Source organism: Mucilaginibacter sp. AK015 (assembly GCF_014200785.1).
Taxonomy (GTDB): Bacteria; Bacteroidota; Bacteroidia; order Sphingobacteriales; family Sphingobacteriaceae; genus Mucilaginibacter.
This window is the reverse complement of record NZ_JACHCV010000007.1, coordinates 1-13,294: the sequence shown is the minus strand read 5'-3', so window position 1 is coordinate 13,294 and position 13,294 is coordinate 1. Positions and strand designations below refer to the sequence as shown.

General features: G+C 47.3%; 16 protein-coding genes. 7 read left to right on the top strand and 9 right to left on the bottom strand.

All coding sequences use genetic code 11. The annotated features are described in order from the left end of the window. Nucleotides 1-44 precede the first annotated feature (44 nt). On the top strand, nucleotides 45-542 hold the full coding sequence (locus HDC91_RS19035) for an acetyl-CoA carboxylase biotin carboxyl carrier protein subunit (RefSeq protein WP_183554927.1): 498 nt from the start codon (nucleotides 45-47) through the stop codon (nucleotides 540-542). 81 nt (nucleotides 543-623) lie between these two features. On the opposite strand, the gene HDC91_RS19030 is transcribed toward HDC91_RS19035, so the two are convergent. From HDC91_RS19030 to HDC91_RS19015, 4 genes are all read right to left on the bottom strand, one after another. Next, the gene (locus HDC91_RS19030; RefSeq protein WP_183554925.1) at nucleotides 624-1,172 is read right to left on the bottom strand and encodes an NUDIX hydrolase; all 549 of its coding nucleotides are present in this window, start codon (nucleotides 1,170-1,172) and stop codon (nucleotides 624-626) included. Between the two features lie 85 nt (nucleotides 1,173-1,257). Beyond that, nucleotides 1,258-2,064 carry a YgcG family protein gene (locus HDC91_RS19025; protein ID WP_183554923.1) on the bottom strand — a complete coding sequence of 269 codons (807 nt, stop codon included), beginning with the start codon at nucleotides 2,062-2,064 and terminating at the stop codon, nucleotides 1,258-1,260. A gap of 9 nt (nucleotides 2,065-2,073) precedes the next feature. After that, entirely contained in the window at nucleotides 2,074-2,508 is a 435-nt protein-coding gene (locus tag HDC91_RS19020; protein WP_183554921.1) for a TPM domain-containing protein, read from the bottom strand. Nucleotides 2,509-2,606: 98 nt separating this feature from the next. After that, nucleotides 2,607-3,185 carry a LemA family protein gene (locus HDC91_RS19015; protein ID WP_162430236.1) on the bottom strand — a complete coding sequence of 193 codons (579 nt, stop codon included), beginning with the start codon at nucleotides 3,183-3,185 and terminating at the stop codon, nucleotides 2,607-2,609. Nucleotides 3,186-3,385: 200 nt separating this feature from the next. On the opposite strand from HDC91_RS19015, the gene HDC91_RS19010 reads away from it, so the two are divergent. Continuing rightward, the gene (locus tag HDC91_RS19010; RefSeq protein WP_183554920.1) at nucleotides 3,386-5,674 is read left to right on the top strand and encodes a GH92 family glycosyl hydrolase; all 2,289 of its coding nucleotides are present in this window, start codon (nucleotides 3,386-3,388) and stop codon (nucleotides 5,672-5,674) included. Nucleotides 5,675-5,896: 222 nt separating this feature from the next. Here HDC91_RS19010 and HDC91_RS19005 read toward each other — a convergent pair whose 3' ends face one another. After that, on the bottom strand, nucleotides 5,897-6,466 hold the full coding sequence (locus HDC91_RS19005; protein ID WP_183554918.1) for an RNA polymerase sigma factor: 570 nt from the start codon (nucleotides 6,464-6,466) through the stop codon (nucleotides 5,897-5,899). Nucleotides 6,467-6,804: 338 nt separating this feature from the next. Here HDC91_RS19005 and HDC91_RS19000 point away from each other — a divergent pair, with 338 nt between their 5' ends. After that, the gene (locus HDC91_RS19000) at nucleotides 6,805-8,355 is read left to right on the top strand and encodes an NAD(P)/FAD-dependent oxidoreductase (protein ID WP_183554916.1); all 1,551 of its coding nucleotides are present in this window, start codon (nucleotides 6,805-6,807) and stop codon (nucleotides 8,353-8,355) included. 245 nt (nucleotides 8,356-8,600) lie between these two features. Continuing rightward, nucleotides 8,601-9,089: a DinB family protein gene (locus HDC91_RS18995; RefSeq protein ID WP_183554914.1), complete on the top strand. Its 489-nt coding sequence runs from the start codon at nucleotides 8,601-8,603 to the stop codon at nucleotides 9,087-9,089. Nucleotides 9,090-9,164: 75 nt separating this feature from the next. Here the strand turns inward: HDC91_RS18995 and HDC91_RS18990 are convergent, their stop codons facing one another. The 3 genes from HDC91_RS18990 to HDC91_RS18980 all read right to left on the bottom strand — a co-directional run bounded on the left by HDC91_RS18990 (nucleotide 9,165) and on the right by HDC91_RS18980 (nucleotide 10,479). Beyond that, nucleotides 9,165-9,380: a hypothetical protein gene (locus HDC91_RS18990; protein WP_162430243.1), complete on the bottom strand. Its 216-nt coding sequence runs from the start codon at nucleotides 9,378-9,380 to the stop codon at nucleotides 9,165-9,167. A gap of 101 nt (nucleotides 9,381-9,481) precedes the next feature. Then, nucleotides 9,482-9,883 carry a hypothetical protein gene (locus tag HDC91_RS18985; protein WP_183554912.1) on the bottom strand — a complete coding sequence of 134 codons (402 nt, stop codon included), beginning with the start codon at nucleotides 9,881-9,883 and terminating at the stop codon, nucleotides 9,482-9,484. Nucleotides 9,884-9,903: 20 nt separating this feature from the next. Then, a complete protein-coding gene (locus HDC91_RS18980; protein WP_255476797.1) occupies nucleotides 9,904-10,479 on the bottom strand; it encodes an RNA polymerase sigma factor in 576 nt (191 codons plus the stop codon). A 316-nt stretch (nucleotides 10,480-10,795) separates the two neighbouring features. On the opposite strand from HDC91_RS18980, the gene HDC91_RS18975 reads away from it, so the two are divergent. Beyond that, nucleotides 10,796-11,161, top strand: coding sequence for a CoA-binding protein (locus tag HDC91_RS18975; protein WP_129877370.1), 366 nt, complete (start codon nucleotides 10,796-10,798; stop codon nucleotides 11,159-11,161). Nucleotides 11,162-11,223: 62 nt separating this feature from the next. Here HDC91_RS18975 and HDC91_RS18970 read toward each other — a convergent pair whose 3' ends face one another. Next, the gene (locus HDC91_RS18970; protein ID WP_183554910.1) at nucleotides 11,224-11,796 is read right to left on the bottom strand and encodes a C40 family peptidase; all 573 of its coding nucleotides are present in this window, start codon (nucleotides 11,794-11,796) and stop codon (nucleotides 11,224-11,226) included. A 105-nt stretch (nucleotides 11,797-11,901) separates the two neighbouring features. On the opposite strand from HDC91_RS18970, the gene HDC91_RS18965 reads away from it, so the two are divergent. Next, a complete protein-coding gene (locus tag HDC91_RS18965; RefSeq protein ID WP_183554908.1) occupies nucleotides 11,902-12,318 on the top strand; it encodes a DUF4476 domain-containing protein in 417 nt (138 codons plus the stop codon). A gap of 647 nt (nucleotides 12,319-12,965) precedes the next feature. Beyond that, on the top strand, nucleotides 12,966-13,294 hold a 329-nt coding region (locus tag HDC91_RS18960; RefSeq protein ID WP_183554906.1), incomplete at its 3' end, for a hypothetical protein.

The following is a 13,294-nucleotide window of genomic DNA, read 5'->3' as shown; positions in this document are numbered from 1 at the left end:
ATTATCCTGTTAATTTTTAAATTCGGAAGATCATACCACATAATATGTACAAAATTAAAGTTAACAATAAGCACGATTTTGAGGTTGACAGAAAAGATGAGACGCTAACCGTTAACGGCAATATCGTTAATGCGGATATCGCCCGGTTGAATGATATGCTTTACCACGTTATTAACGACAACGGTTCGTATAACGCCGAGGTGGTAAGCTTTGATAGCGAAGCAAAAACGGCCCAGATAAAAGTGAATAATACTATTTACAGCCTTACCGCTAAAGATCAGTTTGACGTACTGCTTGATAAAATGGGCCTTAGTAATTTAATGACGGCAAAGGTTAGTGATATAAAAGCGCCTATGCCCGGGCTGGTTTTGAAAGTACTTGTTGAGGAAGGCGCCGAAGTAAAAAAGGGCGATAACTTATTTGTGCTGGAAGCCATGAAGATGGAAAACATCATTAAAGCCCCGGCAGACGTTACCGTTAAAACCGTCAAGATCAAACCGGGGGATAAGGTTGAAAAAGGACAGATACTGATCGTATTTTGAGACAAATAAGTCATGGTGAGCCTGCCGAACCACTGACAAAGTGGTAATCTTCGACAAGCTCAGACTGACAGTTGTGTTGAATTATAATTCGCCCAACTTCATTAAAGCATAAAACAGCCCGGTGCAATGCAGCGCCTGGGCTATCTTGTTTTCGGCCAGCAGCTGCTTTACTTCGGCTATGGTATATTCTTCTACCACAAGGCGTTCGTGTTCGTCAAGTTTTTGTTCCTGTACCTTTTGCCCCCCTTTAGCCAGGTAGCAAAAGGTTTTATTGTTTGCGGTTGAGGGGTTGGCATAAACGGTGCTTATCAGTTCCACATCATCAAACCGGTAACCGGTTTCCTCCAATAACTCACGGCGCATGGCCTCTTCCGGGTCTTCGCCATCCTCTATAACACCGCCCGGTATCTCCAGCGATACAATGTTAGCGGCATGCCTGTACTGGCGAACCATCAATATTTTATTATCCCCGGTAAGTGCTACCGCGTTAGCCCAATTGGGGTATTCCAGTACATAATACTGGTCTACTATGGTGCCGTCGGGCATTTCGCATTTATCGGTTCGCAAAGTAGCCCAGGGACCCTTATGTATATATTCGGAAGAACAGGTTTTCCAGATAAGATCGCTCATATAAGCATAGTAATTTATATCCCTTTTATAACAAAAAGGATTTGCTTTAGCTTCGGTTAATTTTAATATTGAAATTTTACACAGCTTACCAGCTGCCGCTGCTTCCGCCGCCGCCGCCGCTTCCGCCGCCAAAGCCGCCGAAACCACCACCGCCGCCTCCCCAGCCGCCTCCGCCGCCAGAGAAGCCGCCCCAATCGCCGCCGCTGCTGCGTCCGCCGCCGCCAAGCATGTTGCCTGCTAAAAACCACCAAAAGGGACTTGCGCCGCCACGGCCGCCAATGATACGGCCGCCGCCGCCCCCGCCGCCGCGTTTGCGGAAAATAATAATGAGGATAATAACTACGATAATAACGATAAACCCTGCAGAACCGCCGCCATCGTCTTTGCGTTTAGCTGTTTTTGCGTCGGCTTTGTATTCGCCCTTCATGGCTTTAATAATGTCGTCAGTTGCGGCATCTAACCCGCCATAATAGTCGCCCTCCTTAAAACGGGGTTTCATATCATTTTGGATGATCTCCTGGGTAGTAATATCCGGCAGCGCACCTTCGGCGCCGTACCCCGTTTGAATGGCCATCTTCCGGTCGTTTATAGCAACCAGTACCAAAACACCGTTGTTCTTTTCTTTGGTACCAATGCCCCACTTGCGCAGAAGCTCTACGCCATATTGGTTGATATCGTAATCGCCGGTTGATTTGATGATAACAACGGCTACTTGCGTGCTGGTAGAATCGTTGTAGTTGTTTAGCTTATCCTCAAGCTTTAGTTTGTCTGATGCGGATAAGGTACCCGTATAATCGGTAACAAGCGTGCCGGATCTTTCGGGGATGTCCTGCGAGAAGGCTGTATTGATGCATAGCACCAGCACGAGCCACAATATTGTTCTTTTTAACATTGTTTATTGTTAATTGCCATCCATAAAGGCGATATCGTCCGGCAGTTCGTTCTTATCGTTAAGCATATAAGGGAAATATTTTTTCAGCTGCGCGCCGGTATTTTCAATGCCGCTAACAATGCCTTCAACCAGGTTGCCATACTTAAACTGGCTCAGCATTTCCTCTTTGGTACTATCCCAAAAATTGGCGGGTACCACTGCGTTAATACCGGCATCGCCTATTATTGCAAACTTACGGTCGACAGTGGCCACGTAAATGAGTACGCCGTTGCGGAGCCTGGTTTTTTCCATCCCGAGCTGCGTAAAGTATTTCACGGCACGGTTAAGCGGGTCGTCGGTGCAGGTTTTTTCAATACAAACGCGTACCTCGCCAGATGTATCCTTCTCGGCATCAGCAACAGCCGTTTGTATGCGCTGCTGTTCCTCTTCGGTAAATACTGCCATATTGGTTGTGATTACACAGATTAAAATGTTGATTACATGTCTTGTAGGAATGATCTCACCGGTAAAAAACCGGCGAGGTCATCCTTATCAGTGAAATCTTAAAACTGAACTTTTGGCGCTTTATCCGAACCGGCTTCGCTTTGGAAATATCCTTTTTCGGCAAACCCAAACACCTTTGCGGTAATGTTGGCCGGGAAAGTGCGGATCTTGCTGTTGTAGGCCTGTACAGCATCATTAAAATCCTTACGGGCCACACTTATCCGGTTTTCGGTACCTTCTAACTGCACCTGCAGGTTTCTAAAGGCATCGTTAGCCCTAAGTGTTGGATAATTTTCTGATGCAACAAGCAGCCTGCCTAAAGCGGTGCTTAGCTGCCCCTGTGCTTCCTGGTATTTCTGTATCGCTTCGGGGGTAAGCTTAGTTGGGTCAACCTGTATTGAAGTAGCCCTTGCACGCGCGTTGGTTACTTCGGTAAGCGTACCTTTTTCAAAATTGGCTTCGCCTTTTACCGTCGATACCAGGTTAGGGATAAGATCGCTGCGGCGCTGATATTGGGTTTGCACCTGGCCCCATTTACTCTTTACGTTCTCGTCAGACTTCACCATGCCGTTGTAACTGCAGCCACCCATAAGGGCAAGCACTATCACAACAGCTATTACGATCCATAAATTTTTCATTGTGTGTTTTTTAGTTTTTTATAGTAATGTGAATTTACAAATTAGATTACAAAACGCATACCGTTGTTACAAAACATAATATTTACGCCATAATGGCAATTATTGCCTGGTAAATGTAATTAAATACGGCTAACATGGTATATGATTTTATATTTGCCATTGATAACTATTTACTGACACATACTATCATTACCCGATAAATGAAAAAGATATTTGCCGCCCTTTTTATTTGTACCGCGCTGCAGGCCACTGCGCAAAACAAACACGAAAACCTTGTACAATATGTAAAACCCATTATTGGCACCCAGCGCATGGGGCATACCTACCCCGGGGCTACCGTTCCGTTTGGCATGGTACAGCTTAGCCCCGAAACGGATACCGCCAGCTATGAACTTAACGGCAGGTATAACCCTAAGGTTTACGAATACTGCGCCGGTTACCAGTACGAAGATAAAACCATAGTAGGCTTTAGCCATACCCATTTTAGCGGTACAGGGCATTCAGACCTGGGCGATTTTTTGATAATGCCAACCGTAGGTCAGCTTAAACTAAATCCGGGTGTAGCAGATGTACCTGGTAGTGGTTACCGCTCGGCGTTTTCGCATGCCAACGAGGTAAGCGAGGCTAACTATTACAAAGTAAAGCTGGACGCCTCGAACATCACAGCCGAAATGACCACCAGCGCGCGCGTTGGGTTTCACCAATACACGTTCCCAAAATCAGATCAATCTCATGTGATATTAGACCTGATGGCCGGTATCTACAACTACCCGGATAAAAACGTTTGGACATACGTAAAGCTGCTGAACGATAGCACGCTGGTGGGTTACCGCCAAACCAACGGCTGGGCGCGTACACGTACCCTTTACTTTGCCATGGCCTTTAACAAAAAATTCATTCAGCACGGGTTTAAAAAATATGATAAGCGCGAAGTGTACGGCGGCTTTTGGGGCAAATTCAATCAAAGCAAAAACTTTCCTGAAATAGCCGGAAAGCAGATACGCGCTTACTTTGACTTTAAAACAGAGGAAGGCGAAAAGATCAAGATCAAATTCGCGCTATCGCCGGTGAGCATGGATGGCGCCTTAACCAATATGCAGGCCGAAGTACCGGGCTGGGATTTTGAAAAGGTAAAGGCTGACGGCCAGAAGCTTTGGGAAACCGAACTGGAGAAAATCACTATTAACGCCAGTACCGAGCGCAAGCAGGATTTTTATACCGCCATGTACCATACAATGATAAACCCAACCGTTTACATGGATGTTGACGGGCAGTACAAAGGCCTCGATCAAAACGTGCACAAAGCGGATGGCTTTACCAATTATACTACCTTCTCGCTATGGGATACCTACCGCGCCCTGCACCCGTTGTTTAATATCATACAACCGCAGCGCAATGCAGATATGGTACGATCGATGCTGGTGCATTTTGATCAAAGTCCCGAAAAGATGCTGCCGGTTTGGAGTAACTCGGCCAACGAGAACTGGTGCATGAGCGGTTACCACAGTGTAGCAGTTTTAGCAGATGCGGTTGTGAAAGGTAACGCGCCGTTTGATGCCGAAAAAGCTTTAATGGCCTGCGTAACCACCGCCCGCCACCGCAGCTACGAGGGCATTGGCGAATACATGGACCTGGGCTATGTACCCGATGAAAAAACAGGCGTATCGGTATCTAATACCTTAGAGTATGCGTACGACGACTGGGCTATTGCACAAATGGCGAAAAAGTTAGGGAAGACCGATATCTATAACGAGTTTATAAAACGCAGCCAAAATTATAAAAATGTGTACGATGCCAAATCGGGCTTTATGAGGCCAAGGAAAGCGGATGGTACCTTCCGCGCCAAGTTTGATCCATTGAGCACCATTAACGAAGGCTTTATTGAAGGTAACGCCTGGAATTATACCCTGTTTGCACCGCAGGACCCGGAAGGATTGATAAAACTGATGGGTGGCAACAAGCGCTTTGTGCCTTACCTGGATTCGCTGTTCACCATGAACCTGCCGGACAAGTACTTTGCCGAAACCGAGGATATTACCCGCGATGGTATAATCGGTAACTATGTACATGGTAACGAGCCGTCGCACCACGTAGCCTACCTGTACAACTGGACTGACAAGCCGTGGAAAACACAGGAACGCGTCCGGATGATATTGCCACGCATGTACAAACCAACACCCGACGGTTTAGGCGGTAATGATGATACCGGCCAAATGAGTGCCTGGTACATTTTCAGCTCGATGGGCTTTTACCCGGTAGCGCCGGGTTCGGTTGATTATTCAATCGGCAGCCCCTCGGTAAACAACGCCACCATACAGGTTGGCAACGGCAAAACTTTTAAGATAACCGTTAAAAACCAAAGCGAGAAAAACGTTTACGTACAAAAAATGATGCTCAACGGCAAACCGTATAACAGCTTAACCATTACGCACCACGATATCATGAATGGCGGCGAGATGGTGTTTTACATGAGCAGCAAGCATCGTTAAAAGGTAGAGAGTGGTGATTAGAGATTAGTTTCTATAACCCCAATACATTCTTGATAGGAATATTAATAGTAATTAAAAGGTGGGTAGCGGGAGTTGCTCACCTTTTGATTTATTGATTAACCCGGCGGCCATGCCTTTAGTAATCAATAAATCATTGTGAAGTTTGGTTGGTGGAGTGTTGTGTGTCTCCCGCTCCTTTGAAGAGGCCCGGGGAGAGGCTTATTACCCAGCCATACAGTGGCGTTCTCTAACAGCTAATCTGTTCAGTTTTTCTTTCAGGATGATGCGGGCACGGTGCAGGGTGGTGCGCGACAATAATTCGCTCATGCCCAGTTTGGTGCTTATCTCCTGGTGCGAAAAGCCCTCGATAGCATACATGTTGAAAACGGAGCGGTAAGTATCGGGCAATTGTTGAACCATGTTCATCAGATCGCCGGCTTCTAATCCGTTATCATTATAGCTGGTACTAACCGGGATGCCCTGTTCGGCAAAATCCTCAACCAATACCACGTTTTTGGCTTTACGGTAACGGGATATAGCGCTATGTACCATAATACGGCGGATCCAACCTTCAAGGCTGCCTTCGCCACGGTAGTTGCTCATGTTCTTGAACATTTTGATAAAGCCTTCCTGCAATATATCCTGGGCTTCGTCTTTATCATTAGCATAGCGCATGCAAACCGCAAGCATTTTTGGCGCTAAAGCTTTGTATAACATCTCTTGTTGCTTCCTGTCGTTACGCAGGCAGCCTTCCCAAAGTGTTTGTAAGCGGTTATCAACGGTGGTCATCATTTCTTTATTATTTACGATACAACGGCCTATGCCAAAACAGCGCCGTTTTTATAACATGTTGATTATCAGAATAATATTTATTAGATTATTTTTTAAGTGTACGATAGCGGACGGTCAACCGTTCTTTACCGAACGCTTTTAAGTGTATTAATTACACTAAGCTATTAGCTTTACGTAGCTTAGTGGCAGAGCGTAACAGTGGGTTGATTTTTTAATTAATTCTCTCCCTGCACCCTCCCGCCGGGAGGAATCGCGCATGCCATTAACCCGCCAACTATTAACTGCATACTTAAAAATGTATCTTTGCCATATCCGGGATAAAAACCCGGCATACCATTATGATAAAGGAAGCAGAAATTGTTTGCCAGCCCGGGCAGCACGAGGATGAAGCGGTTTTAACAGGCCTGGCTTCAACAGCCATTAATATTCCCCAAAAAAGAATTACTGGTATAAAGGTTTTTAAGCGCTCGATAGACGCGCGCGGCCGCAAGGTGCTTTACCGCATGCAGGTAAGGGTATTTATAGATGAGCCGGTACAAATTGAAAGCTACACTCCCCAATATAAAAATGTAAAAGATGCCAAAAGGGTTATTATTGTAGGCGCAGGCCCTGCGGGGATCTTTGCCGCTTTGCAATGTATTGCGCATGGCCTTAAACCCATCATATTAGAGCGTGGTAAGGATGTTAAACAACGCCGCCGCGACCTGGCCAACATCAACAAGCAGGGCCTGGTAAACCCCGAAAGTAATTATTGCTTTGGCGAGGGTGGGGCAGGCACTTATTCGGACGGTAAACTTTACACCCGGAGTACAAAGCGCGGCGATGTTAGCGGCGTACTTAAAACCTTCGTCGCCCACGGCGCTACCGAAGATATTTTGGTAGATGCCCGCCCGCACATCGGCACCAACAAATTACCGCAGATCATCACCGCCATGCGCGAAAGTGTTTTGGAGGCAGGCGGCGAAGTGCTGTTTGATACTAAAGTATCGGCATTGTTGGTGGAGTTTGGTAAGATAAAAGGTGTACAATTAACTACCGGCGAAAAGCTTTTGGCAGATGCCGTGATATTGGCTACAGGACATTCTGCGCACGATGTTTTCAGGATGCTGCATAGCCAGGATATTTTGATAGAGGCCAAACCGTTTGCACTGGGCGTGCGGATAGAGCATCCGCAGGAAATTATTGACCGCGCCCAGTACCACTGCGAATACCGTGGCCCCGATTTGCCGCCATCCTATTACAACTTGGTAGAGCAGGTAGAGGACAGGGGCGTATTTTCGTTTTGTATGTGCCCCGGCGGTATCATAGCCCCATGCGCTACCGCGCAGGACGAGATTGTGGTGAACGGCTGGAGCCCAAGTAAACGCAACAATCCTTTTGCTAACTCGGGCACCGTGGTGCAAATAAATATGGAAGATGTAAAGGGTGATATGAACGACCCGTTCAGGATGCTGAACTTTCAGCAGCAGGTAGAGCATTTGGCCTTTAAAGCCGGCGGCAGTAACCTGGTTGCCCCGGCGCAACGCATGATAGATTTTGTGGAAGGCCGCGTATCAACCGATCTGCCCGAAAACTCGTACCTGCCCGGCTGCAAAAGTGTTGACCTGAAAGAGGTGCTGCCCGATTGGATCCATAACCGCCTGCGCAAAGCATTACCTGTATTCGGTCGTAAGATGAAGGGATATTATACAAACGAAGCGATATTGGTTGGTGTGGAATCGCGCACCTCATCGCCCATAAAAATTCCGCGCGACAGGGAGACTTTTCAGCACCCGCAAGTTGCAGGCTTATTTCCCTGCGGCGAAGGGGCAGGGTATGCAGGTGGCATTATTTCTGCCGCTATTGACGGCGTGAATTGTGCTGATGGGGTAGCGAGATATTTTGATTAAGGCATCAGTACGTCATTGCGAGGGACGAAGCAATCTCCCGTGAGTTTGTGCTGTTTGAATGGCAGTCTGCTCATAGCCGCAGGGGCTTAGTAACTTTTGTCTTGATACAAAAGTCACCAAAAAATCAAGACAAAAAAATCCTTCCCCGCACAGGCATTTGCCCATCGGCCCGGTTTTTTGTCGGCCCACCGCTCTTCGATAAGACTAACATCAAACCAATATTAATAGGAGGTGTTAAAAGAAATATGACAACCATCGCCCAAAAACTTCAGGATTCTTTACAGCAGATCCTATCTAACGACCCCTGGTACGGGCCGGCTACTTACGATATTATTGAAAACATAACCTTTGAGGCGGCGTATGAAGTGCCTCCCGGTTCGGTACACAGCATTGCCGGTATATTATTACATATGCTGGGCTGGACGCAGGAGATTACCGACCGCATGCAAGGCCAAACCGCCGGTGAACCCGCAGGCGGCGACTGGCCCGATCCGGGCCACCCTGATGCGGGTAAATGGAAGCAGCTAATAGCCGATTTTAAGCTGGCCAATGTTACGCTGGAAGGCGTTATTCAAAAGTTTCCTGATAGTAGCTGGGATGGGCCTATTAACGACCACCGTGACCCGGAACTGGGCGGTAAAGGTGTAAGCTATGAAGCCTTAATTGAAGGCCTGATACAGCACCACGTTTATCATAGCGGCCAGATAGCCTTGCTGAACAGGATAGTAAGTTAGTTTCAGTTAGCAGTTTTAAGTTGGCAGTTAGCAAAAAAGGCAATACTGCAAACTATCAACTGGCTTGCTGCAATCTTAATAGGGTAGTTCCTCGCAGGTAAACCCGGCTATTTGCAGCATATGGTTAATGGTTTGCGGCTCGATGCCGCTGCTTACCACGCGCAGTATGTTATCACAGTCTTCCAGGTCGAAGTTGTATTGCTTTATTTCTGCCAGCGAAATTAACAGCGGGTGTATCCGGTTTACTTCCTGCCTGCTGGCAACGCTTGTTTTAAATATCATTACATCCATAGGTAGTAGGGCTTTGGTTGATAAACTTATAATTGTCAGTCTGAGCTTGTCGAAGCATCTATTTGCTAAGTCTTCGACAAGCTCAGACTGACAAGAGCTACTTATTCTGTTTTTGACTCTTTCTCGGCTATGGGCGCGTCTTTCCAGGCATCGCGCCAGTCGTCGCGGTGGCGGCCACGGCCGCCCCAGCCGCAGCGGTCCTTCATTTGCTCCTTAAATCGCTCGCGTTCCTCGGGCGACATTCCTGCCAACCTTTCCTGCATCATTTGTTTGCGGCGCATCCAGGGCGCACCGCCACGGCCTTTTGGGCCGCCAAAGCCAAACAGTATTTTGCACAGGATGAATATGCCCATGGCTTGCCAGAAACTAATGGTGGTTACATGTAAAATATCGGGCAGCAGGTGGTTCCAAAGCTGCATTACCACAAAGCTTGCCAGCGCTAAAATAGCCGCTATGCCGATAGGGATAAAAATGAACCTACCTTTATAAAATGCGTTTTTCATTGTTTTTATTTTTAATGTTTTTAATATTCTGTTATCTCTTTATACAATTGTTTTAACCTGTTGCGCAGGTGTAGTACCGCATACCGCTTGCGTGATACCAGGGTGTTAATGTTTTCGCCTGTGCGCTTGGCAATCTCCTCAAACGGGATATCGTCAAGTTCCTGCCAGATGAATACCTGCCGCTGGTTTTCGGGCAGCTCGCCGAGCGCTACAAAAAGCTGGTCCCAAAAAAGATTGCGCAGGTACTGCGTTTCGGGCGTGGTGGCTTCAGTAAGTAATATCGACTGAAAATCCGGGGTGTCGTCATCGTCATCATCGGTTGCAGGCAGCATATCGTCCAAAAGGGTTTCGGTATGCTTTTTATGCTTGTCGATAATTTTGTTTTTAGCCACCCGGTATAACCACGCGCTGGTTTGCTCAATAGGCCCCGCATTTACCACATTGCTAAACTGGTACCAAACATCCTGCAGAATGTCTTCGGCATCGGCATCGCTTTTTACCCGCTTGCGGATAAACCCCAACAGGTTTTTACCATACGACGCAATGGTTTGTATGATGTGGCTGTTGGTATCCTGGGGCATCGATGCTGCTGTCAATTTATGATGTGTTTAAAGATAAAGACGAGCATGGTTTGAAAACATTTTAAATTATTTTTATTTTTTGATGAGAGATTGAGGATGGGTCAAAAACGTTGAAAATGGCGATGATTCACTCACGCCGACCACGCTTCGCGGGTCGACCCTCTCTACTTCGTAAAGAGGGTGAGAAATATTTTTTTTCCCCTCTTTGCGCAACGCGGTGAGTGGGGGGTCGAGCGAAGCAACGACTGGGTGAGTAAATCACCGCCATGTAAAAAGCATACCGCCAACTCCGAACTGCAAACCAAACCACTACCTTGCACGTTATTACACCATGGCCGACAAAAAAACACTGATACTGGGCGCCACGCCCGATGCAAGCCGTTATGCTTACCTTGCCGCCAACCGGCTGGTACGCAGCGGGCACAGTATTGTTAACGTGGGTATAAAAACCGGTGAGGTTGCCGGCGTGCCTATCGAAAAACCTGAAACCATCCATACCGATATAGATACGATTACATTGTACGTTGGCCCGCAAAACCAGCCGCCTTTGTACGATTATATCATCAACACCCACCCCAAACGGATAATTTTTAACCCCGGTACCGAAAACAGCGAACTGCGCCGCCTTGCTCACGATAACGGTATAGCTACAGATTATGCCTGCACGCTGGTGCTGCTGAGTATAGGACAGTATTAATTTAGCTGAAAGCGAAAAGACTAAAGCAGAAAGCTTTTAGCTTTGGACTTTGCGCTTTTTGCTTAACGGAATATCCGTACCACTTTTACAAATCTTTCCTGGTAGCCTTTGGTTAGGGCCGATATGGTAACCCCATTGTCGCGGCCCGAGGTGGAGTGAATGAATTGAAGTTCTTCGCCGGGGTTGGTAATTACAATCCCCATATGGCCCACTATGCGTACAGTGCTATCGGTACCTGTAAACAGAATAAGATCACCCGCGCGTGCATCTTTTAATGATACCTCGTGATCTACATTGGTAAAATCGGCCGAGGTGCGCGGCACAGCAATACCGAAATGATTAAAGGTATAAGTAATAAAACCCGAGCAATCAAACCCCTGCTGCGGGTCGGTAGAGCCATATTTATAGGGTATACCGATGGCAGTGCGGGCAAAGGCGATCAATTGCGACGGGGTAGTATTGCCCACGTTGATATTATTCATGCCAGCAGTGCCGTCCGTAGGCGCCAGTATCACTGTTTTGCGCCCGGCAGTATCAGCTACCGTATCCGCCGCCGTAATGGTGTACGTAGGCTTATCCCCGCCGCACGAAAGCAGAGTGAGGATGAGGAAACTTAATAGGACGGGTAGGCGCATGATGATATAAGAAAAAAATGCTGTAAATTGTTCTGATAGAGAAGAGTCCCCGTTTTCATTTTTGGAATTTCTTCTTACATTTAATCCCAATAACCCTAATCAGCAATGAAACTATTGATCCCCATCATCCTGCTTTCTACCACAATCGCGCAGGCAACCCCAACCATCGCCAAACCCATAAGCGCCATCCACGCCACACCGGCAGACAAAATTAAGCACCCTACCCAGGCCATGTCCAACGAGCAGGCAAAGGCTATTTTGAAAGAGATGCAGCAGCAGCGTAACGACGAGGAGAAGATTGCGGTGATTAAAGCCAAACTAAACAGCAAGGATGTGGGTATTACAGTAACGCAGCTGATCACTCTGCTTAATCAGTTCCTTACCGACGACTCTAAACTGGCCGCCGCTAAATATGCTTTTGAGTACACTACCAATTACAAATCGTATCTGGATATCAATGATCTTTTTAGTCGCGATGAGTATAAGTTTGCGCTTGAGGATTACGTACACAAGAATAAGTAAGCAGCCCCTGATAGGGTTGTGCTTTGATGAACGGTAGTCCGCTCATTGCCGCGGAGGGCTACTTCTTTTGTCTTGAAACAAAAGAAGCAAAAATTCAAGTCAGCAAAAAGGCTTCTTTGCCGCACAGGGCCTTTGCCCCGCAAAGCAGGCAGAACCACGGGCTGCAAAATCTTGCCTCAACTTCGTTCGCGCCTGGCCGCTGCGCTTCAGGCAAGTATTGCTATGCCCTTACCCCGCCCAAGGCCACCATCGTTCTACCCGCTTTCGCCCGAAGCTGCTTTGCTGACGTGGAAACACAATCCCTTAACGTCATTGCGAGCGTAGCGTGGCAATCCTCGATAGGTCCCCCACTGCCTTAACGCAACCTAAAAATGCGGCATTGGCCTATTCGGGTAGCACAAGCACTGCCTCGGCACTAACTTTGACAGAGCAGGACGCAGCCGCGACTTTTCTTTGGTCACTTTCTTTTGAGAGAAAAGAAAGTGACATCCACTGACGATTCATACTTCTCACTGCCATTGCTAACGAAGAAGAGATAAAGTACTGTGCTTTCATGAACGCCGGTCCGCTCATTGCCGCGGAGGGCTACTTGTTTTTCGCTGTTGTTTGTTTTTTTAAGGTGCTCAAGAGGGCTTCGCCGTTTTGTCTTGAAACAAAAGAAGCAAAAATCAAGTCAGCAAAAAGGCTTCTTTGCGCACAAGGCTTTTGCCCCGCAAAGCAGGCAGAACCGCGGGCTGCAAAATCTTGCCTCAACTTCGTTCGCGCGTGGCCCCTGCGCTTCGGGCAAGTATTGCTATGCCCTTGCCCCGCTCAAGGCCATCATCGTTCTGCCCGCGTTCGTCCGAAGCTGCTTTGCTGTCGACGAAAACACAATTCCCCTAACGTCATCCTATGTTTGTATAGGAGTTGTTTACAAGGAGAATAAGAATAATTTTATTGCAGAAGAAAAGGGTAAAGAGAAAAGATTAAGGCGTGT